The following is a 24544-nucleotide window of genomic DNA, read 5'->3' on the forward strand; positions in this document are numbered from 1 at the left end:
GGGCCGCGGGCCGCGGACTCAACTGCCTGCTGACGAACCACCGACCGGCGATTCGTGGTTCGTCAGCCGGCTGTTGTGCGGCCGGCGGCTCCGGCAGCGGCGCGAGTCAGTAGGAGGCGCGCCCGGACTCGTCGGCCGCGGTCGTCCACTCGGCGGCGAGGCGCTCGCTGCCGCGGGCGAGCAGCGCGACGTCGGCCCCCACCAGCAGGAAGTCCACGCCGTCGGCGACGTAGCCGCGGGCCACGGCGGGGTCGAAGGCGTTGACGCCCACGGGCACCCCGGCCGCCCGGGCGGCCGCGATCGCGCGGCGCACCGCCGCGACCACGTCGGGGTGCGACTGCCGGCCCAGCAGCCCCATGGAGGCGGCGAGGTCGGAGGGGCCCACGAAGATCCCGTCGAGCCCGTCCACCGCGAGGATCTCCTCGATGTTCTCCACCGCCTCGGCGGTCTCGATCTGCACCACCAGGGACACGTGCGAGGCGGCGTCGGCGAGGTAGCCCTCCACCCGGTTCCAGCGGGCGGAGCGGGCCAGGGCCGAGCCCACGCCGCGGCGGCCGCGGGGCGGGTAGTGCACGGCCTCGACCATCTGCTGCGCCTGCGCGGCGGTGGAGACCATCGGCACCAGCAGGTTCTGGGCGCCGAGGTCCAGCACCTGCTTGATGGTGACGGTGTCCCCGACGGGGACGCGCACCATCGGGGTGATCGGGTAGGCCGCGATCGCCTGCAGCTGGGCGAGCACGGACTCGAGGCTCACCGGCGAGTGCTCCATGTCGATCAGCAGCCAGTCCAGCCCGGAGCCGGCCGCGATCTCCGCGACCAGGGGGCTGCCGGTGCACAGCCACATCCCGGCCAGCGGGCGTCGGGACTCCCCCGCGGCGGCGTCGAGCTGCGCGCGGAAGGTGGGTGTCAGACGAAACGGCATGTGATGGTCCCCAGGTCTCCGTAGTCGGCCAGCACGGTGTCTCCCCGCTCGATCCACACCGGGCGGGTGAAGGAGCCGGCGAGGATGATCTCCCCGGCCTCGAGGCGCTCGCCGTGCTGGGCGAGCTTGTTCGCCAGCCACGCCACGCCCCGGGCGGGATGGCCCAGCACCCCGGCCGCGACGCCCGTCTCCTCGATGGTCTCGTTGCGGTGCAGCAGCGCCGCGACCCAGCGCAGGTCCACGTCCTCGGGCCGCACCGGGCTGCCGCCCAGCACCATCGCGCCGTAGGCGGCGTTGTCCGCGATGGTGTCCACGATGGTGCGGCCCTCGAGCTCCACGTGCGCATCCAGCACCTCGAGCGCGGGCACCACGTACTCGGTGGCGCGCAGCACGTCCAGCAGCGTGCAGTCCGGGCCCTCCAGCGGCTCCTTCAGCACGAACGCGAGCTCCACCTCGATCCGCACGTTCGTGAAGCGGTCGAACTCCAGCACCGCGCCGGAGTCCACCACGGTGTCCGCGAACATCACGCCGTAGTCCGGTTCGGTGATCCCGGTGGCGGCCTGCATCGCCTTCGAGGTGAGGCCGATCTTGCGACCCGCCAGGCGCCGACCGCGGGCCAGCTCGCGATTCCGCCAGCGGCCCTGGATCGCATAGGAGTCCTCCACCGTCACCTCGGGGTGACGGGCCGTGATCCGCGGGATCAGGGTGCGGGTGCGGCCGGCCTCGGCGAGCTCGTCGGCGAGCGCGTCGAGGGTCTGCTCGTCCAGTGCCATCGTGGTCCCCCTCCTCAGAGCTGGTGGCCCAGCTTGTACTCGCCCTGCTTCCACTCGGGCATCTGCTCCTCCTCGCCCTTGCGGGTGTAGGAGAAGCCGTCCGCGCCGATGGTCTGCGCCATCTCCGAGTCGTCGGTGCGGGCAATCAGCGGCCGCGGGTTCCCGTCGAGGTCCAGCACGGTGGAGGCGTCGGTGTACCAGGAGGGGACCACCGGGGTGCCCCACCAGTCGCGGCGCTGGTTGTCGTGCACGTCCCAGGTGACCACCGGGTTGTCCGGGTCGCCGGTCCAGTAGTCCTGGGTGTAGATCTCCACCCGGTGCCCGTCGGGGTCGCGGAGGTAGAGGTAGAAGGCGTTGGAGACGCCGTGGCGGCCGGGGCCGCGCTCGATGTGGTCGCTCATCCGCAGCGCGCCGAGCTTGTCGCAGATCGCGAGGATGTTGTGCTTCTCGTGGGTGGCGAAGGCGACGTGGTGCATGCGGGGCCCGTCGCCGCCGGTCATGGCGGTGTCGTGCACGGTGGGCTTGCGGCGCATCCAGGCGGCGTAGGTGGAGCCTGCCTGGTCCTGGATGTCCTCGGTGACGCGGAAGCCGAGGTCCTCCATGTGCCGCACCGCCCGCGGCACGTCCGGGGTGACCTGGTTGAAGTGGTCCAGGCGCACCAGTGTGCCCGGGATCTGCAGGTGGTAGTGCCAGGCGAGGCGCTCCACGTGCTCCACCTCGTAGAAGAACTCCAGCGGGAAGCCCAGCGGGTCCTGCACCCGCACCGTGTCCCCGAGGCCGCGCACGAAGCCCTCGGCGCGGCGCTCCACGCGGCAGCCCAGCTCCTCGTAGAACGCGACGGCGACGTCGAGCTCCTCAGGTGAGCGCACCCGGTAGGAGAAGGCGGCGACGGCCGCGATCTCGCCCTGGCGCAGCACCAGGTTGTGGTGGATGAACTCCTCGAAGCTGCGCAGGTAGACGGTGTTCTCGTCCTCCTCGGTGACCACCAGGCCCAGCACGTCCACGTAGAAGTTCCGGGAGGCGGCGAGGTCGGTGACCACCAGCTCCATCGAGGCGCAGCGCAGGATGTCCGGCGGCGGGGAGGAGGGGGTGGGGATGGGGTGCGCGGCGGCGATCGGGGATCCGGCGGTGACGACCGGCTCGGGGGCGTCGGGGGTGAGCGGGGTGGTCATGATGGCGTCCTTGCCTCTCGGGGTGGTCGGTGGGGGCGGGGCGTCAGGCCTTGCCGAAGACGGGGTTGTGCACCTCGCCGAGGTTGATGTGCACGGCCTGCTGCTCGGTGTAGAAGTCGATGGAGCGGTAGCCGCCCTCGTGGCCGAGGCCCGAGGCCTTCACCCCGCCGAAGGGGGTGCGCAGGTCGCGCACGTTGTTCGAGTTCAGCCACACCATCCCGGCCTCGACGTTCTGCGCGACGTTGTGTGCGCGCTTGAGGTCGTTGGTCCAGATGTAGGCGGCCAGCCCGTACTTGGTGTTGTTCGCCAGCTCCAGCGCCTCCTCCTCGGTGTCGAAGGGGGTGATCGCCACCACCGGCCCGAAGATCTCCTCCTGGAAGATGCGGGCGTCCGGGGAGACGTCGGCGAACACCGTGGGGCGCACGAAGTTGCCCTCGGGGAACTGCTCGGGGCGTGCGCCGCCGGCGGTCAGGCGCGCCTCCTGCTTCCCGATCTCGACGTAGCTCATCACCTTCTCGTAGTGCTCGGGGTGCACGATCGCGCCCACCTCGGTGGCGGGGTCCTCGGGCAGGCCCACGAACACGCGGTCGGCCTGGGCGGAGTAGCGCTCCACGAACTCGTCGTAGATCTCGCGCTGCACGAGGATGCGGGAGCCGGCGGTGCAGCGCTCGCCGTTGAGGGAGAACACCCCGAAGATCGTCGCGTCGATCGCGGCGTCCAGATCCGCGTCGGCGAACACCACGGCCGGCGACTTCCCGCCCAGCTCCATGGACAGTCCCTTCAGCCAGGGTGCGGCGTTGGCGAAGATCAGCTGCCCGGTGCGGGACTCGCCTGTGAAGGAGATCAGCGGGACGTCCGGGTGCTTGACCAGCGAGTCGCCGGCGAAGCCCTCCTCGCCGTAGCCGTGCACGATGTTGACCACGCCGGCCGGCACCCCGGCCTCCTCGAAGATGCCCGGCCACAGCGAGGCGCTCAGCGGCGTGAACTCCGCGGGCTTGAGCACCACGGTGTTGCCGGTCGCGATCGCGGGCGCGAGCTTCCACGACTCCAGCATGAACGGCGTGTTCCAGGGCGTGATCAGGCCCGCCACGCCGATCGGCGTGCGGTGGACGTAGTTGGCCTGACGGCCGGGGACCTGGAAGGCGTCGTCGTGCTGGGCGACGATCAGATCGGCGAAGAAGCGGAAGTTCTCCGCGGCGCGGCGGGCCTGGCCCAGCGCCTGCGTGATCGGCAGCCCGGTGTCGAAGCACTCCAGCTCGGCCAGCTCCTGGCCGCGGGACTCGACCACGTCGGCGACGCGGTGCAGGATCCGGGAGCGCTCGCGCGGCAGCATCGTCGGCCACGGACCGCTGGTGAAGGCCTCCTTCGCCGCGGCGACGGCGGCGTCGACGTCGGCCTTCTTGCCGGAGGCGGCCCGGAGGTAGGGCTGGTTGGAGACGGGGTCGAGCACCTCGAAGGTGTCGCCGTCGAGGGAGCCGACGTGCGCGCCGCCGATGTAGTGCTGGATCCGGTCGGGAAGGGTCGCGGGCCGGGTGGCGGTGGGGGTGACCATGATGCTCCTTGCGCGGTGTGCGGGTGGATGGGCCGACGAGGCGGCCGGATGGGTAGGGCCGACGGGGCGGCCTGGCGGGTGGGGCCGACGGGCTGGGCCGGCGCGGGGTGCGGGTGGTGGGCCGACGGGGGCGGCCGGGCGTCGGTGCCCGGACCGGGCGGACTCAGGAGCCCGGCTCCCCCAGGTCGAGGTAGGCGGACAGGGTGCGGCCGCGGTGCATGCGGCAGGCGGTCTCGACCTCCTCCGGCGAGGCGCCGGCATCGAGGAGGTCGAGGATGTGCTCGTGCTCCCGCACGGATTCCGGGGCGCGGCCGGGCACGAAGGCGAAGGTGGAGTCCCTCAGGTGCCCCAGCCGCGTCCACTCCGCCTCGGTGAGGTCCACCAGGCGCTGGTTGGGGCAGGCGCGGTAGAGGATCGCGTGGAACCGCTCGTTCATCGCGGTGAAGATGTGGGCGTCGAAGTCCTCCAGGCTGCGGCGCATCACCTCGTTGAGGTCCCGGGCGCGGCGCAGATCCTCTGCGGTGAGGTGGGCGGCGCCGCGGCTGATCGCCGCGGATTCCAGCACGGCCAAGGCGTCCATCGCCTCCTCGTAGCCGGTGCGGTCGATCATGCCCACGCGGGCGCCGATGTTCCGCTCGAACACCACCAGGCCCTCGGCCTCGAGGCGGCGCACCGCCTCCCGCACCGGGACCACGCTCATCCCCAGCTCCTTGCCGATGCTGGAGAGCACCAGGCGGTAGCCCGGCGTGAACTCGCGGCGCAGGATCCGCTCGCGCAGCCACTCGTAGGCGCGCTGCGACTTGCTCACCGTCACGGGCTCCTCGAGGGGCTCCGCGGCGGGCTTCTCCGTGGGCTCCGCGGCGGGGTTCTCGGCGGAGCCGTCGGTGCTCACTGTGCGCGTCGCCATGTCGCGTACCGCTCCTTCCACTGCGCGTTCATCGGGAACAGGCCCTCGATCGCCTCGCCCTCGGCGATGCGGGCGGCGATCCACTCGTCCCGCGCCTCGTTCTCGAGGGTCGCCTCGAGCACCTCCTCCAGTAGCGCCGGCGGGATCACCACCAGGCCGTCGGAGTCGCCCACGATCACGTCCCCGGGCAGCACGGTCGCACCGCCGCAGGCGATCGCGACGTCCGAGTCCCAGGGCACGTGGCGCCGGCCCAGCACCGAGGGGTGCGGCCCGGCGGAGAACGCGGTGAGGCCGATCTCGGCGACGGCGTCGTAGTCGCGGATCGCGCCGTCGGTGACCACGCCGGCCGCGCCGCGGGTGCGGGCGCGCAGGGCGAGGATGTCGCCCAGGGTGCCGGCGGTGGCGTCGCCGCGCGCCTCGATGACGATCACCTCGCCCTCGCCGACGGTATCGAACACCTGCTTCTGCCGGTTGAAGCCGCCGCCGTGGGTCGCGAAGAGGTCCTCGCGGGCGGGGACGAAGCGCAGCGTGCGGGCGGTGCCGACGAGCTTGCGGTCCGGGTGCATCGGCAGCAGCCCGTCGATCACGCAGTGGTGCTGGCCGCGTGCCCGCAGGGCGGCGCTGAGACCGGCGACGGGGGCGCGCTCGAGCCGCTCGCGCTGCGCGGCGGTGAGGGTGAAGCCGGCGCCGTCGGCCGGGCCGGCGGCCGGAGTCGCGGCGGCCCCGTCGGCCGGATCCGCGGCGGCGGCAGAGGCGCCGTCGGCCAGGGTCTCGAGCGGCGGGAGGCCGGCGGCCTCGCGGGATCCCCAGGCCTCCTCCCGCTGGGCGTCGTCCACGGCGGGCAGGGAGCCGAGCGCCGGGTCGAAGGGCACCTGGCCCTGCGCGATCGTGGTGCGCAGGCGGCCGGTGCTGGGGGCGCCGGCGGCCTGCGGGGCGTCCACCTCGACCTCGACCACCGCGCCGGGGCCCACCACGGAGGAGCCCGCGGGGGTGCCGGTGAGGATCACGTCGCCGCGCTCCAGGGTGAGGTGCTGGGAGAGGTCCGCGATGAGCTGCGCGAAGGGGAACAGCAGGGTGTCGGTGGTGTCCTCCTGCGCGAGCTCGCCGTCCACCCAGGTGCGCACGCGCAGGGCGGCGGGATCCACCGCGCGGGCGTCGAGCAGGGCCGGGCCCAGCGGGGTGAAGCCGTCGGCGCCTTTGTTGCGCAGGTTCGAGCCCTTGTCGTTGCGGCGCAGGTCGTAGACGCCCAGATCGTTCGCGGCCGTCACCGAGCCCACGTGGTCCCAGGCCTCGGCGAGGCTCACGTGCCGGGCCTCGGTGCCGATGATCAGGGCGATCTCGCCCTCGAAGGCGAGCAGCTCGGTGCCGGCCGGGCGCTGCGCGGTGCCGCCGCTCGCGGCGACGGAGCTGACGGGCTTGAGGAAGTAGGAGGGGGCCTCGGGGCGGCGGCCGCGCTGCGCGGCGCGGGAGGCGTAGGCCAGGTGCACCGCGATGATCTTCCCGGGGGGCACCGGCAGGGCGGCGCACCGCGTCGCGGCGGGGTCCAGGGGGTGGCTCATCGTTCTCCTCGAGGCGTCGTTGCTCTTGCGGAATATCTGAAAGCGTATACGATGCATCACAGTGCGGCAAGAGCCACCGGGTCATCGCAGATCCCGCCGGGCTGCCAGAGTCGGCAGCGCCTCTGCGACCCGTCCCGTCCCCGTCGCCCTGCCGCACACCAGACCCCCGCTCCTCGCCAGAAGGGCAGAACGATGCAGTTCCACCACCACGGCTATCTCTCCACGGAGCCGCGCGTCGCCGCGGCCGCCGGCACCGGCATCGACCGGCCCGACGACCTCCCGGACACCATGGACGTGCTGATCATCGGCTCCGGTCCCGCCGGCGCCATCGCCGCCGCGCAGCTGTCCCAGTACCCCGAGGTGAGCACGCGCCTGGTCGAGCGCCGCCCGGGGCGGCTGGAGCTGGGCCAGGCCGACGGGATCCAGGCCCGCTCGGTGGAGACCTTCCAGGCCTTCGGCTTCGCCGAGCGGATCATCGCCGAGGCGTACCGGATCACCGAGATGAACTTCTGGGGCCCGGATCCGGAGAACCCGCAGCACATCGCGCGCACCTCCCGCACCGACGACGACCCTCGCGGCGTGAGCGAGTTCCCGCACCTGATCGTCAACCAGGCCCGGGTGCTGGACTACTACCTCGAGGCCGCCGCCCGCGGCCCGGCGCGGATCACCCCGGACTACGGCTGGGAGTTCACCGGCGAGCTCACGGTCACCGAGGACGAGCCGTTCCCGGTGGCGGTCACGCTGCGCCGCACCGCCGGGCCCGAGGAGGGTGCGGAGCGGACGGTGCGGGCGAAGCACGTCTACGGCTGCGACGGCGCCCACTCGCGCGTGCGCCGCGCGATCGGCTGCACCATGGCCGGGGACAAGGCCCTGCACGCCTGGGGCGTGATGGACGTCCTCTACGACACCGACTTCCCCGACATCCGCACCAAGTGCGCGATCCAGTCCCACGACGGCGGCAGCATCCTGCTGATCCCGCGGGAGGGCGGCTACCTGGTGCGGATGTACGTGGATCTCGGCACCGTCGCCGCGGACGACGGCGGCGCCGTGCGCGACACCCCGCTGGAGATCGTGATCGCGCAGGCCAACCAGATCCTCCACCCGTACACGCTGGAGGTGCGTGACGTGGCCTGGCACAGCATCTACGAGGTGGGCCACCGGGTCACGGACCGCTTCGACGACGTGCCGGAGGGCGAGCGCGGCACCCGGGTGCCGCGCGTGTTCATCGCCGGGGACGCCTGCCACACCCACTCCGCCAAGGCGGGGCAGGGCATGAACGTCTCGATGCAGGACGGCTTCAACCTCGCCTGGAAGCTGGGGCAGGTGCTCTCCGGCCGCAGCCCCGCCGCGCTGCTGGACACCTACTCCGCCGAACGGCAGGTGGTGGCGCAGAACCTCATCGACTTCGACCGCGAGTGGTCCTCCCTGATGGCGAAGCGGCCCGAGGAGCTCGGCTCGCCGGACGAGGTGGCCGAGTTCTACGTGCGCACCAGCGAGTTCCCCGCCGGGTTCATGACCGAGTACACCGACTCGATGATCACCCGCGAGGCCACCGGGCAGGAGCTCGCCACCGGCTTCCCGATCGGCAAGCGGTTCAAGTCCGACCGCGTGGTCCGCGTGAGCGACGCCAACCCGCTCCACCTGGGCCACCACGCCCGGGCCGACGGGCGCTGGCGGCTCTACGCCTTCGCCGACGCCGCCGCGCCGTCGGCCGCCGACTCCGCGCTGCGCCGCTGGGCCGGCTGGCTGCTCGAGGCGCCCGACTCCCCCGTGCGCGTGCACACGCCGGCCGGGGCCGACCTCGACACCCTCTTCGACATCAAGGCGATCTACCAGCAGGGACACCACGAGTTCGCCATCACCGACGCCCCGGAGATCTTCCGCTCCCGCAGCGGGCCGTTCGCGCTGGCCGACTACGAGCGGGTGTTCGCCACCGACCGCCGCGACCCGGAGCTGTTCGACACCGTGGACATCTTCGACACCCGCGGCATCTCCCGGGACGGCGCCGTGGTGCTGGTGCGGCCGGACCAGTACGTGGCCGGGGTCTTCTCCTTGACGGACACCGAGGGACTGGCAGAGTTCTTCCGAGGGCACCTGCTGCCGGCCGACCACCCCGCCGCCGACGCCGGCTGAGCGCCGCCGGCACCACCCCGACCACCCCCACTTCGCGAGGAGACCCTCCCCATGATCGACGAGACCACACTGCTGGACCGCGTCCCGACCGAGCTGTTCATCGGCGGGACCTGGCGCGCGGCCGAGGGCGGCGAGACCCTCGAGGTGCGCGATCCCGCCACCGGCGAGGTGCTGCGCACCATCGCCTCCGCCTCCGGCGCCGATGCGCAGGCCGCGATGGACGCCACCGCGGAGGCGTTCCCCGCCTGGTCCCGCACCCCGGCGCGCGAGCGGGGCGAGCTGCTGCGACGGGCCTTCGACCTGCTCACCGAGCGGGCCGAGGAGTTCGCGCTGCTGATGACGCTGGAGATGGGCAAGCCGCTGGCGGAGTCCCGCGGGGAGGTCACCTACGGCGGCGAGTTCCTGCGCTGGTTCAGCGAGGAGGCGGTGCGGGTGCAGGGCCGCTACGGCGCCAATCCCGAGGGCACCGGCCGCACGATCGTCTCCCAGCACCCGGTGGGTCCGTGCTTCCTCGTCACGCCGTGGAACTTCCCGTTGGCGATGGCGACCCGCAAGATCGCCCCCGCGCTCGCGGCCGGCTGCACCGTGGTGATCAAGCCGGCGCAGCTCACGCCGCTGACCACCCTGCACTTCGTGAAGCTGCTGGAGGAGGCCGGCCTGCCCGCGGGCGTGGTCAACGTGGTCACCTCCCGCTCCTCCCGGGCCGTCTCCGAGCCGATCCTCGCCGATCCGCGGCTGCGCAAGCTCTCCTTCACAGGTTCCACCGGCGTGGGGCAGAAGCTGCTGGCCCAGGCCGCGCCGGGAGTGCTGCGCACCTCGATGGAGCTGGGCGGCAACGCCCCGTTCGTGGTGTTCGAGGACGCCGATCTCGAGGCCGCCGTGGACGGTGCGATGCTCGCGAAGTTCCGCAACATCGGCCAGGCCTGCACTGCCGCGAACCGCTTCCTGGTGCACCGCTCGGTGGCCGAGGAGTTCGCGCGCCGCGTCACCGAGAAGGTGCAGGCGCTCGGCATGGGCCGCGGCACCGAGGACGGGGTGAGCATCGGCCCGCTGATCGACGAGGACGCCGTCGAGAAGGCCGGATCGCTGGTGGCGGACGCTCTCGACCACGGCGCCTCCCTGGCCGTGGGCGGCTCCGCGGTGGAGGGGAAGGGCACCTTCTTCGAGGCGACCGTGCTGACCGACGTGCGCGAGGGCAGCGCCCTGCTGCGCGAGGAGATCTTCGGGCCCGTTCTGGCGATCGTCCCCTTCGACACCGAGGAGGAGGCGGTGCGCCTGGCCAACAGCACCGAGTACGGCCTGGTCTCCTACGTGTACACCCAGGACCTGGCACGGGGCCAGCGCATGATCGAGCTGCTGGAGACGGGGATGATGGGCCTGAACATGGGCGTGGTCTCCAACGCCGCGGCACCCTTCGGCGGCTGGAAGATGTCCGGCCTGGGCCGCGAGGGCGGCGCTGAGGGCATCCACGAGTACCTGCAGACCAAGTACACGCTCACCCCCAACCCGTTCTGAGCGATGCGGCCGTCGCCGCCCCGGCCGGGGGGGGGACGGTCGGGCAGGCGAGCCGCCGTCGTGTACTGCGCGGCGGGGCCCGCGCGCGCAGCGGGTCCGGCTGACGCGGCGGGTCCCGTCGGCGCGACGCTTCCAGCCGACGCGGCGAGTCGGGCCGACGCGGCGAGCAGAAGCGTTCGCCGCCCTTGCACGCATGGCATGAAAACGTCCATCGGCGTCGCCCGGGCCAGTGGTGGACGAAACCATGCCATCCGTGCAAGGACGCGCACACCCACCCCGCTGCCGCAGCAGCCGCTGCCGCCACCGCCTCGCCGTCGCCGTCGCCGTCGCCGTCGCCGTCGCAGCATCCGCTGCCGCGATCGCCGCAGCAGCCGCTGTCGCTGCCGGCCACGGCACCGACGCCACGACCGGCACTGCCTGCACGGGTGACGCCTGCGCCGCGGCGGCGTAGCGTCGGGGCCATGACACAGACGCCCGCCCTCCCGTCCGAGATCACCGCCGACGTCGTCGTGCTGGGCGGCGGCCCCGTCGGCGAGAACGTCGCCCAGTACGCCACCGAGGGCACCGACCTCACCGCCGTGATCGTCGAGGCCGAGCTGCTGGGCGGGGAGTGCTCCTACTACGCCTGCATCCCGTCGAAGGCGCTGCTGCGACCGCTCGCGGTGGCGGACGCCGCCGCGCATCTGCCCGGCCTCACCACCCCGGGCCTGGAGCGCGAGGCCCTGCTCGCCCGGCGCGACGACTGGGTCTCCCACTACGACGACTCCGGGCAGGTCCAGTGGGCCGAGGGCGCCGGTCTGCAGGTGGTGCGCGGGGTCGGCCGGCTCGTCGGCGAGCGAGAGGTGCTGGTCGAGCCTGTCGGCCCCACTGCCGCGACCCGCACGGCGCTCGCCCCGCTCCGCGTCCACGCGCGCCGCGCCGTGGTGATCGCGACCGGTTCCCAGGCCGTGATCCCGCCGCCGCTGCAGGAGCTCGAGCCGTGGACCTCGCGGGACGTGACCGGGGTGCGGGACGTGCCGGACGAGCTGGTGATCGTCGGCGGCGGCGTGGTCGCCGTGGAGGCCGCGACCTGGATGGCCGCCCTCGGCGCGACGGTCACGATGCTGGTGCGCGGCGACGCGCTGCTGGCGGGCATGGAGCCGTTCGCCGGCGAGCACGTGCGGGAGGCGCTGCGCGCCGCGGGCGTCACCGTCGCGCTGGGCACCTCCGTGCTCTCCGGCGAGCGCGAGGACGCCCGCGCCACCGGCCTGGGCAGGATCCACGGCGGCCGGGTGAGGCTGCAGGTCGAGGACGCGGACGGGCGCCGCGCGATCAGCGCCGACGAGATCCTCGCCGCGACCGGCCGCCGGCCCGCGCTGCAGGACGTGGGGCTCGAGACCGTCGGGCTCAGCGCCGAGGACATCACCGCCGCCGGTCGTGCGGCAGGCTCCGAGGGATCGGCGGACCGGCACGCCGGCACGCGCCCGACCGACGACCGGGCGGCTGGCGACCGAGCGACGGGTGATCGAGCGGCCGATGACCCGGCGACCGGCGCCCCGCTCCCCCGCTGGCTGCACGCGGTGGGCGATGCCAGCGGGGAGGCGCCGCTGACGCACTGGGGCAAGTACCGCGCCCGCGTGATCGGACAGGCGATCCGCGCCGGCGCCACCGGCGAGCAGCGCGAGCCGGTGCCCGGGTCCGTGCCGGTGCCGCAGGTGGTGTTCACCGATCCGCAGGTCGCGTCCGTCGGCCGCACCGAGGCGGAGGCCCGCGAGGCCGGGCTCGACGTGGTCACCGCGCAGGTCCCCTACGGCGGCGCGGCCGGCACCGCGCTGCTGCGGGACGACGTGGCCGGCACCGCCCAGCTGGTGGTGGATCAGGCGGCGGGAACACTGGTGGGTGCCACGTTCGTGGGTCCCGACGCCTCCGAGCTGCTCCATGCCGCGACCATCGCGATCGTGGGGCAGGTGCCGGTGCACGTGCTGCGCCACGCCGTGCCCAGCTTCCCCGCCGCGTCCGAGCTGTGGCTGCGCCTGCTCGAGGAGCTGCCGGCGGCGCTGCGGCGCGGGTGAGCGAACGCCCGCAGCGCCCTCCTCCCTCCGGAGGAGGATGACATCTCGCACTGGTCAGCACGGCCGGTCATCCGGTGGGATGGAGGCGTGCCGCGCCCCCGCGGCCCGTCGACGATCCCGGAGGATGCATGATCAGGCGACTGCAGCGCTCGCGCCGGCTCCGCCGTGCCAAGCCCGGCGACGGCAGCGCGCTGACCGCGCTGCACTGGTGGCAGCTCCTCACCCGCACCCAGTTCTTCCTCGACCCCGACGAGGCGAGCGGCCGCAGCGCGCGCTACGCGGTGGACGTCCACCATCTCGCCGCCGAGCTCGAGGGCGGGAAGCTCGCCGAGGGTTCCCGGCATGCGCCGGTGGCGCTCTATCGCGACGGGCATCAGGTGCAGATCGCCACCCCGCCGGTCGCCTTCGCGGTGCCCGACGGGGAGATCGAGGTGGCCCGGAACATGTACGGCCTCACGCGCATGCACCACGTGCCCGCGTCGGGCAGGGCGGAGGCGCTGCGCGCGCATCCGCGCTCGCTCGAGGGGCGCCGTGCTCGCTTCGGCCGTCGCCATCCCCGCGCCGGGGCCGCGATCGGCGCGGTCGCGGTGGCGGTGCTGCTGGCGTGCCTCGTGCTGACGGTGCCGCAGGTGATCGAGCTCGTCACCAGCATCGGGCCGGTCGCCGAGCGGCTGGGGACCTTCACCTCCCCCGTCCGGCCGCCGTACTGGGTGAACATCTCGCTGCTGGTCGCCGGTGCGCTCGCCGCAACCGAGCGAGCGCTGACCCTGCGCAACCACTGGCTGATCGACGCGGACACCACGTGGACCTCCTTCACCTGAGCCCGTCGGGCGCCGCCGCGCGCGAGACTCACGCGGTGCCCGCACGGGCTCCGGAATTCGCTCGTCGCGGTGCGCACGGTCGGCATACGCTCACGCCGTGACCGCCTCCCCGCACTCCCGCCCGGACGACCCCGCCCCCGATGCGCTGTTCGCCGAGCCGCGCCTGGCGGCCTGCTACGACACGTTCGACGGCGAGCGGGACGATCTCGACCACTACCAGCAGATCCTCGCCGAGCTCGGCGCGCGGACGGTGATCGACGTGGGCTGCGGCACCGGCTCCCTCGCCACCCGCCTCGCCGCCGACGGGCTGCGGGTCACGGGGGTGGACCCCGCGCTCGCATCGCTCGAGGTGGCGCAGGGCAAGCCCTGTGCCGGGGAGGTGCGCTGGATCCACGGCACCGCGCAGGACCTCCCGCGCCTCGGGGCCGACGCCGCGGTGATGACCGGGAACGTCGCGCAGGTGTTCCTCACCGATCAGGCCTGGGCCGAGACCCTGCAGGCGATCCGCGCGGCACTCCGCGACGGCGGGGCGCTGGTCTTCGAGAGCCGGAGGCCGCAGCGACGGGCCTGGGAGGACTGGCAGGCCGAGACCGGCGAGAGCGTGCACGACGTGCCCGGCATCGGCCGCGTCCTCTCGCGACCGAGGGCCTTCGAGGTGGCGTTGCCGCTGGTCACCTTCAGCGACGAGTTCCGTTTCGAGGACGGCACGGTCCTGACCTCCACGTCCACCCTGCGGTGGCGGGACGAGACCGAGCTGCGCGACACCCTCGCGGACGCCGGGTTCGCGATCGAGGAGATCCGCGAGGCCCCGGACCGGCCCGGACGGGAGCTCGTGGTGCTCGCCCGGGCCGTCTGACCCGCGAGGCGGCACGGGCCGGACACGTCGGGGCCGCGCTCAGCCCTCCTGGCCGGTGCCCGTGTAGAAGCCATAGGTGGCGTCGGCGCGCTGCTGGGCCACGTCGGCATCCTCGCCAGAGGCGGCGTGCGCCACGGCCCAGCCGTCGGCCGCACCGCGGTAGAACGAGCGGCCCTCGTCGGTGCCCGCCCAGGCCTCCGTCTCGCCCGGGGTGAGGGAGCCCTCGACGCCGCCGAGGTGCAGCGAGAGGCCCAGCAGACCGCCATCCCAGCCCACGCCGGTGGCGCCGGGGCCGAAGGTCTCCCACATCTCGGCGGGGACGTCCGCGGTGCGGGAGGTGTGCTCGAGCTCGAGGCCGGTGGACTCCTCGCCCTCGGCCCGCAGGCGCACGGTCAGCCACGACACCGCGCCCATCATCTCCCAGGTCACGGTGAACTCGGCGGCGCCGCCGGCCGGGGGCTCGCACACCAGCACCTCGCCGCCGGCGTTGCCCTCGAGCTGGTACCGGCCGCCGAGGGAGAGGTCGCCGCTGACCGGCAGGAACCAGCGCTGGATGCGCTCGGCCGTGGTGACCGCGTCCCACACGTCCGCGAGCGCGGCCGGGTAGGTCTGCTCGAGGGACTGGACGTGCGCGAGCTCGCCGTCGCGCTCGTCGAGCCGGTAGGTGCGGGTGACGGACTGCAGCTGAGCGGGGACGTCGACCATGTCAGGACTCCTTCGAGGTGGCGCCGCCGGACGGTGTGCCCGGGGACGGTGGGGTGGTGGGTGTTGCGGCCCCGGGCGGGGTGCCCGGAGACGGCGGGGTGGCGGGTGTTGCGGCCCCGGGCAGGGCGCCCGGGGACGGCGGGGTGGCGGGTGGGGCGGCCGACGCGGCGCCGGTGAGGCGGCGCTGCCGCTTCCCGCGGGCGAGCTCCGTGCCGAGCGCGTCCAGCCGGGGCAGCCAGAAGCGCTCGAAGGGGGTGAGCCACTCCTGGGCGGAGCGGGGCCCGCGGGCATCGACCGCGTACAGGCGGCGCCGACCGTCGGCGCGCACCGTGGCGAAGCCGTTCTCGCGCAGCACGCGCAGGTGCTGGGACACCGCCGGCTGACTGATGCCGAACTCGGCCTGCACGCTCTCGCCGATCTCGCCCGCGCCGAGCTCCCCGTCGTCGGCGAGGAGCTCGAGGATCCGCCGACGCACGGGATCGCCGAGGACATCGAGCGCGTGCATGCCCACATCCTCCCGCCACCCGGTCATATAAGTCAAGGCTTATGCATGGCGAATCCGGGCGACGGGGCGGGCGTGGGCGTGAGCGCGGGTGTGGGCCATGCGGGCGTGGGCGGGCGCGGGCGGCGTGGGCCGTGCGGGCTTGCGGGCGTGGGCGGGCACGGGCGCGGGCGCGGGCGCGGGCGTGGGCGTGAGCGCGGGCGTGAGCGCAGTTTTGTCAGAGTCCGATCGATGCCGGGCCTCGGATCGATCGGACTCTGACAAAACTGCCCCGCCGAGGTCCGGGGCTCGGGCACGGCGCGCGACGCCCGGCGCCCGGGCCCGCGGCGGGCGCGGGGCTCAGGCGGTGCGACGGGCGACGAGCACGAGGCCGCGGTAGGCGAAGCCCACGGCCAGCAGCACCAGGCCGGCCACGATGGTGCGCCCGGGCAGGGCGGCGACCAGCAGCACGCAGCCGATCACCCCCAGCACCTGCATCGCCTTCGGGAACAGCCGCCACTGCCCCACCTGCGTGAACGCGGCGAGGTTCGCGATCGCGTAGTAGAGCAGCACCCCGAAGGCGGAGGCGGCGACGGCGACCAGCGCGTCCGAGGCCAGCAGCACCAGCAGCACCACGGCGACGCCCGCCGCGGCCTCGGCGCGCTGCGGCACCGAGAAGCGGGGGCTCACGTGCGCGAGCACGGGCGGCAGGTCCCGCTCGCGGGCCATCGCCAGCACGGTGCGGGAGATCCCGGCGATCAGCGCCAGCAGCGCACCGCCGGCGGCCGCGACCGCGCCCACGGTGATCACCGCGCGCCAGAGCCCGCCCGCGCCCACGCTCTCCAGCGCGGTGAGGAAGGGCGCGGGCCCCCAGCCGTCCTCCCCCGGGGCCGGGCCCACGAGCACCAGCACCACGGACAGCACCAGGTAGAGCCCGGCCACGGCGGCCAGCGCCAGCAGGATCGCGCGGGGAATGGTGCGCCGCGGCTCGACCACCTCCTCCCCCAGCGTGGCCACGCGGGCGTACCCGGCGAAGGCGAAGAACATCAGCGCCGCCGCCTGGGCGACGGCGAGGGCGATGCCCACGATCCCCCCGGTCCCGGCGCCGAGCACGGCGGCCAGCCCGCCGTCCCACAGCCCTGCGGACGCACCGGCCAGCGGGCCGGGGATCGCGAGCGCCCCCTCCCCCGCCCCGGCCGCGCCGGAGCCGTCGACGGCACCGGGCCCGCCGGTCCCGTCGGACCCGCCTGTCCCGTCGGCGCCGCCGTTCGTCGGCGCCCCGGAGGCGAGCCCCACCAGCAGACGCCCGCCGGTGAGCACCAGGGCCGTCACGGCGATCGTCACCAGCACTCGGGCGAGCGCCGCGGTGCGGGTGATGCCCACCAGGTTCACGCCCGTCAGCACCACCACCACGAGCGCGGCGACCAGGCGCTGCGCCGGCTCGGGCACCAAGTACGCGGCGATCACCAGGGCCATCGCGGCGCAGGAGGCGATCTTGCCGATCACGAAGCACCAGCCGGCGAGGAATCCCCACCACGGCCCCAGCTGCTCGCGGCCGAAGTGGTAGGTGCCACCGGAGGAGGGGTGCTGGGCGGCGAGCTGGGCGGTGGCGGTGGCGTTGCACAGCGCCACCCCGGCCGCGATCAGCACGGCCAGCGGGGCGAGGGCACCGGCGAGGTCGTGCGCGGCGCCCAGGGAGAGGAAGGCGCCGGCGCCGATCATCGCGGCGAGGCCGATCACGACGGCGTCGCGCAGGCCGAGGCGTCGGGCGAGCGCGCCGGGAGTGGCGGACATGAAGGCTCCGTTCTGGGCGGCGGCGAGGGACGCCGACGGCGGTGCCGTCGGCGTCCCCCATCATGCGGGTCGGGAGGCGTCAGCCGTTGTGGCCGCGCCCCTTCCCGCCGGCGCCGTGGCCGATGCCGCTGTTGCTGCCGCCGGGGGTGCCGTTGTTCTTGCCGGGACCGCGGTTGTCGTTCTCGCGCGGCCCGTCGCCCGGGGTGTGGCCGCCCTCGCCGCCGTCATCGCCGCCGCCGGTGATGCCGCTCTCGAGGCCCACGATGATCGGATCGTGGTCCGAGGAGGCGAAGGGACCGGACTCGTAGAGGTCGGTGGCGTTGTTCTGGTAGCGGGAGTACTGGGCCATCACCGGCTCGGGGCCGTTGATCTGCCAGTCCGTCGCACCGGAGACGCGCTCGGCGGCCGAGGGGCTCGCCAGCACGTGGTCGAGGGAGCCGACCATGCCGCCGTAGCTGTAGGACCAGCCCTCCGGATCGTGGGTCTCGGCGAGGTTCACGAAGCCCTGCTCGTAGAAGAGCTGCAGCGGCTCCTCCTGGGTGTAGGCGTTGAAGTCGCCGCCGTGGAACACGTCCTCCACGCCCAGCTCCGCCGCGGTGGTCTCGCCCCAGGCCAGCAGCGCCTCGGCCTGCTGCAGGCGGGAGGTGCGGGCGTTGCCCTGCACCGGATCGGCCTCGAGGCCGGAATCCTCGGCGTCCTGGGAGCCCTTGGACTTGAAGTGGTTGATGGTGAAGAAGAACGGCTCGCCCTCGACCTGCTCCTCGCCGCTGCCCTCCACCGGCACGAACTGCTGACCGATCGGTTCGCGGGCGTTCTCGAACGCCTCGTCCCCGGCGAGGATCTGCGCCTCGCCCACGGGCGCCACCTCGGCGGGCTGGTAGATGATCGCGTTGGTGATGGCGTCCTGCCCGCCCTCGAGGCCGAGGGCCTGGTAGGCCGGGTCGGTGGGGACGTAGGCCCAGGTGCCCTCGCCGTCCTTCTCGTTCAGCGCGGCGACCAGGGTGGCGGTGGCCTCGTCGGGGTCGCCGTCGATGCGGGCCGAGTTCTCGATCTCGGTCAGGCCCACCACGTCCGCGCCGGTGCCGGAGATCGCGTCGACGATCTTGGACTCCTGGCGCTCGAGGTCGTCCTCGCCCCAGGCGCCGCGCAGGTCGCAGCCGCCCCTCACGTTCGTGGGCTCGCCGTGCATGTTCGTGTACGGCTCGCAGCCGGGGGTGTCCTCACCGAGGGTGGTGAAGTAGTTCAGCACGTTGAAGGTGGAGAGCGTCAGGTCCCCGCCCACCTCGTCGGGCGCGTCCTGGCGGGTGTTCTCGAAGTCCACGCCGTCGGTGCTCGCGGAGCTCCACGGGGTGGTGGTGTTCAGGCGCCACTGGTCGAAGGAGTAGGCGACCACCACCGGCTCGGTGAACGTGGTCTGCGCGCCCACCCGCACCGGCTCCTCGGTGGTGAGCCAGCTCATCGGCTCCTCGGGGCTGCTGGAGAAGTTGGTGGTGCGACCGTCGTCCAGCAGCACCTTGTACTGGTCACGGGAGTCGAAGTAGGCGCTGGCCTCCTCGCCGGGGCGCATGATGTCCCCGGCCTGCTGCAGCGGCTCGTCGCCGATGGCGAGGGTGACCTCGCCGTAGCGGGCGGTGTTGTACACGTCGGTGACGGTGAAGTCGCCCTCGCCCGGCAGGTACAGCATGTGCTCGAGGCTCTCGCGCTGCGCCTCCTCGGTGGGGAAGACGCCCTCGAGGGTCGCGGGCTCCACGGTGCCCAGCGGCTGCTCGAGCAGCTCGAGGCCGCCGCTGCGCACGCTGATCTGGGTGGAGTCGTAGTACTCGGAGACCTCGCCGGTCACACGCACGGAGTCGCCGAGGGCCACCTCGGAGGCGGTGTCCGGGGAGTAGACGAACACGGCGGTGGAGCCCTCGTGGGTGGAGAAGTCCAGCGCACCGCCGGTGCCGGCGGTCTGGATGACGTAGCCGTTCAGGCCGCCGGTGGCGTACACCGCGGTGACAACGCCCTCGGTGATGACGTCCTGGCCCGCCAGGGGGCTGGTGGCGCCGGTGCCCTGGATCTGGGCGATGGAGACCTCGGTCGCCTCGGCCGGGGGCTCGCCGTCGCCGCCGTCGTCCCCGCCGTCGCCGGGCTCGGCGCCGGAGAGGGTGGGGGTGGGGTGCCCGGCCTCGAAGTCGGTGGAGTTCTCGCCGGTCGCGGCGATGCGGGAGACGGAGGTGGCGTTGGTGGTGGCAGGTGCGGGCGCATCGCCGGAGAAGGTCTCGGCCCCGCCCCAGCCCACCAGGTCCACCACGGCCGGGTCCTCGGCGCAGGTGGTGCCGTGGCAGGCGAGGTTGCCCTGCGCGTCGGAGAGGGCGAACACGCCGCCGGAGCCGGAGGCGTTGATGCCGCCGGTGAGGTCCGCTGCGGGCAGGGGCTCGCCGTTGCCGTTGCCGGAGGCGAGCTGGATGAGGAAGGTGCCGCCGGCGGGGACGGTGCCGGTGAGGTCCACGGTGTTATTGAAGGTGCCGGTCTTGGAGGCGTACTGCAGGCTCCAGCCGTCGATGGAGAGGTCGGCGTCGGAGGTGTTGACCAGCTCCACGAAGTCGCTCTGGTAGCTGGCGCCGGAGTTGCCGCCGCCGCCGTAGACCTCGTTGATCTGCAGTTCGCCGGGGGTCACGGCGGCGGCCTGGGCGGTGGGCAGCAGGGCGGGCGCGAGGCTCAGGCCGAGAGCGAGCGCGGCGGCGGCGCCGCCCACGCGGGCGAGGCGGCCGCGCAGCGCGGCGCCGTGGGTGGGGGTGCTCATGGGTCGTCTCCTGGGGTCAGGGGCGGGGTCGGGAGGGCGGCGGCCGACGGGGCTGGTCGGGCGTGAGGGAGGGGCCGGACCCGGCGGGGTCCGGCCCCTCCCTCAGCGGGGTGGGGTCATCGCCGCGAGAGGCGCTGGCGCAGTCCCAGCGCGCCTGCTCCGGCGAGGGCGAGGGCGCCGATCGCGGCGGCCATCGCGCCGGCGCTCACACCCGTGCGGGGGAGGTCGGTGCGGGAGTCGTCCGCGGTGGTGTCGGTGGTGGTGTCGTCCACGACCGGGGTGACGATGGTGTCGTCGTCCTCGTCGGTGCCGCCCTGGGTGTCCTCACCCTGGTCGTCACCGCCCTGGTCGCCGCCGCCCTGGGTGTCCTCACCCTGGTCGTCGCCGCCCTGGTCGTCGCCGCCCTGGTCGTCGCCGCCCTGGTCGTCGCCGCCCTGGTCGTCGTCATCGTCCTGGCCGTCGTCGCTGCCGCAGCTCTCGGGGGCGCCGCCGGCGGTCCAGGTGAAGGAGGGGATGTCCACCACGATCTCGGTCCCGGTCTCGGGGATCGCGGTGATGGTCAGCGGCACCACGGTGCCCTCGGGCACGCACAGCCAGTCGGTGAGGGTGACGTCCGCGAAGAGGCGGCCCTCGTCCTCGACCAGCGCGTAGGGCGCCTCGAAGGTGCCGTGCTCGCCGGCGTCCACCACCACGGTCTCGATCTCGGGGGCGCCGAGGCTCTGCGACTCGACGTTGCCGATGCGCAGCACCGGGTCGGTGTCCACGCCCGCCTCGCTGTCGTACTCGCCGCCCTCGAGGATCTGCAGCTCCAGCTGGCGCTGCGCGTAGCTCGGGGTGAGGCCGTCGCTGTTCGCCTCGAGGTACTGGAGGAAGGCGTCGCGGTCCAGCACGCCCGAGTCGCGCACGTTCTGCGCCTGGGCGAGGGCGTGCATGTTGTCGCCGCCCTCGAACAGGAAGCTCGCGGTGACGATCGTGTAGGTGGCGTCGGGGTCGATCAGCTCGCCGCCGATGCGCACCTCGACGATGCGGTCGTCGCGCTCGCGGGTGGAGTCGAAGACGTACTCGACGTTGTGCGAGACGCTGAAGGCGAGGAAGGCCTCGTCGCCGGAGTCGACGGCGCCGCCGTCGGCCGTGCGCTGCCACTGCTCCTCGAGCATCTGGATGAACTGGGCGCCGGTGACCTCGCCGGAGTTCAGGGTGTTGCCGAAGGGCACCATCGAGTTGGCCTCGGCGTAGGTGACCACGCCGTCGCCCTCCCCGGTGGCGGATTCGTCGTACCAGAGCTCGGCGCGAATGCCGCCGGGGTTCATGAAGCCGATGACCTCGTTCTCGCCGGCCAGGCCGGCGTCCTCGAGGTACCACTTCATGGAGTCGGCGAGCATGTCGCCGGCGGCGGAGTGGCGGGAGCGGTTGTCGCCCTTGGTGGTGGACTGGTTGTCCACGGGAGCGTCCGCGGTGCGCACGCCGTCCACGAAGGAGGCCTTGGAGTCGTCCCACGAGGTGGTGATGTCCTCGGTGACCGCGCCGACGGGCTGGGCGCCGACGACGGCGGCCTCGTCGATCGCGTCCTGCGCGATCTGGGTGACGTCCGTGACGGTCCCGTTCTGGATCGCGCAGCCCTCGCCCTCGGGCAGGGCGGTGTCCACCAGGGCGGGGGCCTCGGACACGTCCCAGTCGCCGTCCTCGTCGGCCACCAGGGTGACGGTGCCGAGGTACTCGGCGCTGGCGCCGGTCTGGATGATCGGGCGCACCTCGCCGTCCTGGCCGGGCACCGGGGCGGTGTAGTTGTAGGTGCGGTGCGAGTCGCCGTTGAAGATCGCGTCCACCTCGGGGGAGGTGCCGGTGACGATCTCGTCGAAGATCGGGTCGGTGTTCGCGGGGGCGACGCCCGGCTCCGCGCTCGCGCTCGCGCCCTCGTGGTAGGAGGCGACGAGCACGTCGTACTCCTCGCCGGAGGCGTTCAGCGCGTCGATCGCGTCGTTGACGCCCTGGACCGGGTTGCGGAACTCGAGGCCCTCGATCGCGGCGGGGCTCACCTTGCCCACGGTCTTGGTGGTCACCGCGCCGACGATCGCCACGCGCACGCCGTCGCGCTCGATGACCTCGTAGGGGTCGTGCGCGAGGGTTTCGGTGCCCTCGAGGTACACGTTCGCGGCGAGGTAGGGGAAGTCCGTGCCCGGGTCGATGCGGCCGGTGAGGTCGTCCTGGCCCTGGTCGTACTCGTGGTTGCCGATCGCGGAGGCGTCCACGCCCATCGCGTTGAGCACGTCGATCGTGGGCTCGTCGTTCTGCACGGCGGATTCGAAGGCGGAGCCGCCCACGTTGTCGCCGGCGGAGAACAGGAACGAGGCGGGCTCCTGGGCGCGCACGGTCTCGACGGCGCAGACGAGGCCCGCGGCCCCGCCGATCGCGCCGTGGAAGTCGTTGAAGGTCATCAGCGTGACCTCGTCGCCGGGCTCGGCCGCGACGGCGGAGCCGACGGGCACCAGCGCCGAGGCCGCCATTAGGGCGGCGGCGCCGAGGCCCACGGAGGTCCCGCGCGCGAGGCGGCGGACGGGCAGGACGGGCATGGAGGTCTCCTGGGAGCGTGGTGGGGACGGGATGGGCGAGGAGTGCAGCCCCCATCTCACCGCATGTGGTGCGAGACACGCCGCGGGTTCCCCCTCGCAGCCAGGAGCTGTCATCGAAAGTTCACCATCGGTGGTGACCCACGTCTCAGGATTGACGCAGGTTCGGCGAGCGCTTTACCTCGGCTTGACCCGGCCGGTCGTGTCGGCGGGGCGGCCGGACGGCGGGTCCGGCGTCGGCGCGTCGCGACCGCCGCCGCGCTGTGACGCGCGACCCCGAGCGCCCCGCGGGCTCCACCCGCAGGCCCGGGTGTGGGTAGCATCGGCGGGGACTTCGGACGGTCCGCTCCTCGCGCCCCGTCTCCGGCTCCGGACTCGCCCTCGTGAGCCCGTGTCCTCCGGGTCGCCGCCCGGCACCGACCGCAGCCCGCCGACTGTCCCGCACACCCCGCCGACGCCGGCTCTGCACCGAGACCCCCGCCTCGGCGTCCAGGGCCGACCACCGTCACCCAAGGAGGCCGTCCCATGGTCATGCCGCTGCCGTTCCTCTCCCGCCGCCCCACCGTCCCCGCGAAGGACGGCGCGAGCTGGCCCCACGTGGTGATCCTGGGCGGCGGCTTCGCCGGGGCGCACGCCGTGGCCGCGCTGCGCGACGCCCGGGTGCGGGTGACCCTCATCGACCGCAACGTGTACAAGACGTTCCAGCCGCTGCTGTACCAGGTGGCCACGGCCGGCCTGAACCCGGGGGACGTCACCATGTTCCTGCGCGGCCTGTCCCTGAAGGTGCCGAACATGCGCTACCGCCAGGGCGAGGTGGAGGGCGTGGACCCGGCGCGGAAGGTGGTCCGGCTGAACGAGGGCCAGAAGGGCCAGCAGGAGATCGGCTACGACTACCTGATCGTCGCCAACGGTGCGACCACCACCTACTTCGGCACCCCGGGCGCGGAGGAGCACGCGATGCCGATGTACACGCGCAGCCAGGCGCTCGCGATCCGGGACAGGATCTTCTCCGAGCTGGAGCGCTCCAGCCGCGAGGCGGGGCACAGCCACGACAAGCTCCACGTGTGCATCGTGGGCGGCGGGCCCACCGGCGTGGAGATCGCCGGGGCGCTGGCGGACTTCCGCATGCAGGAGCTGGACATCCTCTACCCGGAGATGGATCCGGGCACGCTGCAGGTGACGGTGCTGCAGCGCGGCGACGAGCTGCTCAAGGAGTTCTCCACCAAGTACCGCCAGTACGCGGCGGACGAGCTGCGCGACCGCGGCGTGGTGCTGGAGCTGGGCCGCGGCGTGAAGGAGGTGGGCTACGACCACGTGGTGCTCGACGACGGCTCGGTGCTGGAATCGGACATCACGATCTGGGCGGCGGGCGTGGCGATCCCCTCCTCGGTGGCCGAGTGGGGGCTGCCGCAGGACAAGCGCGGCCGCCTCTCCGTGGACGACTACCTGCAGGTCAAGGGCTTCCCGGGGGTGTACGCGGCCGGGGACATCGCCGGCCAGGACGAGCCACTCCCCCAGCTCGCGCAGCCCGCGATCCAGACCGGCGAGGCCGCGGCGCGGAACATCGCCGCGGAGGTGGCCGGCACGGCGCGCAAGCCCTTCCGCTACACCAACCTGGGCACGATGGCCACGATCGGGCGGCACGCCGCGATCGCGGAGATCCCGGTGCTGGGCGGGCTCTCCGGCTCGGTGGGCTGGGCCGCCTGGCTGGGCGTGCACATCATGAAGATGATCGGCCACCGCAATCAGCGCGCCGTCGCGATGAACCTGGTGTCCCTGTACGGCGGCACCCGCGCCACCCACCAGCCGAACCCGGTGGTGGGCGAGGTGGACTCGCTGCGCGCGGCGCGCGTGTTCGAGCAGCAGGCCCCGCGGCGCCTCTTCGGCCGCGGCGCCCGGGCGACCGCGCCCGGCAGCGCGGGCTCCCGCAGCACCGACGCCTGAGCGGCCC

17 protein-coding genes are annotated in these 24544 nt (G+C 73.6%); 6 read left to right on the forward strand and 11 right to left on the reverse strand.

What is annotated here, in order from left to right; all coding sequences use genetic code 11:
• Nucleotides 1-106: 106 nt before the first annotated feature.
• The 6 genes from DWV08_RS11450 to DWV08_RS11475 form a co-directional block, all read right to left on the reverse strand.
• The gene (locus tag DWV08_RS11450) at nucleotides 107-922 is read right to left on the reverse strand and encodes an HpcH/HpaI aldolase family protein (RefSeq protein ID WP_115413912.1); all 816 of its coding nucleotides are present in this window, start codon (nucleotides 920-922) and stop codon (nucleotides 107-109) included.
• On the reverse strand, nucleotides 907-1695 hold the full coding sequence (hpaH, locus tag DWV08_RS11455) for a 2-oxo-hept-4-ene-1,7-dioate hydratase (protein ID WP_115413913.1): 789 nt from the start codon (nucleotides 1693-1695) through the stop codon (nucleotides 907-909). Before hpaH ends, DWV08_RS11450 begins: the two co-directional genes overlap by 16 nt.
• 14 nt (nucleotides 1696-1709) lie before the next feature.
• A complete protein-coding gene (gene hpaD, locus DWV08_RS11460) occupies nucleotides 1710-2867 on the reverse strand; it encodes a 3,4-dihydroxyphenylacetate 2,3-dioxygenase (protein WP_115413914.1) in 1158 nt (385 codons plus the stop codon).
• A gap of 43 nt (nucleotides 2868-2910) precedes the next feature.
• Nucleotides 2911-4419 (reverse strand): 5-carboxymethyl-2-hydroxymuconate semialdehyde dehydrogenase, encoded by a 1509-nt coding sequence (hpaE, locus tag DWV08_RS11465; protein WP_115413915.1) that lies wholly within the window; start codon nucleotides 4417-4419, stop codon nucleotides 2911-2913.
• A gap of 163 nt (nucleotides 4420-4582) precedes the next feature.
• Nucleotides 4583-5326, reverse strand: a complete 744-nt coding sequence (locus DWV08_RS11470) for a GntR family transcriptional regulator (protein WP_115413916.1) — start codon at nucleotides 5324-5326, stop codon at nucleotides 4583-4585.
• Complete coding sequence (locus tag DWV08_RS11475; RefSeq protein ID WP_115413917.1) at nucleotides 5308-6885, reverse strand: fumarylacetoacetate hydrolase family protein; 1578 nt, start codon at nucleotides 6883-6885, stop codon at nucleotides 5308-5310. The genes DWV08_RS11470 and DWV08_RS11475 overlap by 19 nt, the downstream gene beginning before the upstream one ends.
• A 192-nt stretch (nucleotides 6886-7077) precedes the next feature.
• Here DWV08_RS11475 and DWV08_RS11480 point away from each other — a divergent pair, with 192 nt between their 5' ends.
• From DWV08_RS11480 to DWV08_RS11500, 5 genes are all read left to right on the forward strand, one after another.
• Nucleotides 7078-9018 (forward strand): FAD-binding monooxygenase, encoded by a 1941-nt coding sequence (locus DWV08_RS11480; RefSeq protein WP_115413918.1) that lies wholly within the window; start codon nucleotides 7078-7080, stop codon nucleotides 9016-9018.
• 51 nt (nucleotides 9019-9069) lie between these two features.
• Nucleotides 9070-10533, forward strand: a complete 1464-nt coding sequence (locus tag DWV08_RS11485; protein WP_115413919.1) for an NAD-dependent succinate-semialdehyde dehydrogenase — start codon at nucleotides 9070-9072, stop codon at nucleotides 10531-10533.
• Nucleotides 10534-10994: 461 nt separating this feature from the next.
• Nucleotides 10995-12584, forward strand: a complete 1590-nt coding sequence (locus tag DWV08_RS11490; RefSeq protein ID WP_115413920.1) for an FAD-dependent oxidoreductase — start codon at nucleotides 10995-10997, stop codon at nucleotides 12582-12584.
• Nucleotides 12585-12712: 128 nt separating this feature from the next.
• Nucleotides 12713-13405, forward strand: a complete 693-nt coding sequence (locus tag DWV08_RS11495) for a hypothetical protein (protein ID WP_115413921.1) — start codon at nucleotides 12713-12715, stop codon at nucleotides 13403-13405.
• 97 nt (nucleotides 13406-13502) lie between these two features.
• A complete protein-coding gene (locus DWV08_RS11500; protein ID WP_115413922.1) occupies nucleotides 13503-14261 on the forward strand; it encodes a class I SAM-dependent methyltransferase in 759 nt (252 codons plus the stop codon).
• Between the two features lie 39 nt (nucleotides 14262-14300).
• On the opposite strand, the gene DWV08_RS11505 is transcribed toward DWV08_RS11500, so the two are convergent.
• The 5 genes from DWV08_RS11505 to DWV08_RS11525 form a co-directional block, all read right to left on the reverse strand.
• Nucleotides 14301-14966, reverse strand: a complete 666-nt coding sequence (locus tag DWV08_RS11505; RefSeq protein ID WP_115413923.1) for an SRPBCC domain-containing protein — start codon at nucleotides 14964-14966, stop codon at nucleotides 14301-14303.
• 1 nt (nucleotide 14967) lies between these two features.
• Nucleotides 14968-15471, reverse strand: a complete 504-nt coding sequence (locus tag DWV08_RS11510; RefSeq protein ID WP_115413924.1) for an ArsR/SmtB family transcription factor — start codon at nucleotides 15469-15471, stop codon at nucleotides 14968-14970.
• A 336-nt stretch (nucleotides 15472-15807) separates the two neighbouring features.
• A complete protein-coding gene (locus tag DWV08_RS11515) occupies nucleotides 15808-17241 on the reverse strand; it encodes an APC family permease (protein ID WP_115413925.1) in 1434 nt (477 codons plus the stop codon).
• Between the two features lie 79 nt (nucleotides 17242-17320).
• Nucleotides 17321-20026, reverse strand: a complete 2706-nt coding sequence (locus tag DWV08_RS11520; protein WP_115413926.1) for an ExeM/NucH family extracellular endonuclease — start codon at nucleotides 20024-20026, stop codon at nucleotides 17321-17323.
• A 116-nt stretch (nucleotides 20027-20142) separates the two neighbouring features.
• Nucleotides 20143-22596 (reverse strand): bifunctional metallophosphatase/5'-nucleotidase, encoded by a 2454-nt coding sequence (locus DWV08_RS11525; RefSeq protein WP_115413927.1) that lies wholly within the window; start codon nucleotides 22594-22596, stop codon nucleotides 20143-20145.
• A 528-nt stretch (nucleotides 22597-23124) separates the two neighbouring features.
• Between DWV08_RS11525 and DWV08_RS11530 the strand changes: the two genes are divergently transcribed.
• Nucleotides 23125-24537 carry an NAD(P)/FAD-dependent oxidoreductase gene (locus tag DWV08_RS11530; RefSeq protein WP_162801659.1) on the forward strand — a complete coding sequence of 471 codons (1413 nt, stop codon included), beginning with the start codon at nucleotides 23125-23127 and terminating at the stop codon, nucleotides 24535-24537.
• Nucleotides 24538-24544: the final 7 nt, after the last annotated feature.

The sequence above is a fragment of the Brachybacterium saurashtrense genome, assembly GCF_003355475.1.
GTDB classification, from domain to species: domain Bacteria; phylum Actinomycetota; class Actinomycetes; order Actinomycetales; family Dermabacteraceae; genus Brachybacterium; species Brachybacterium saurashtrense.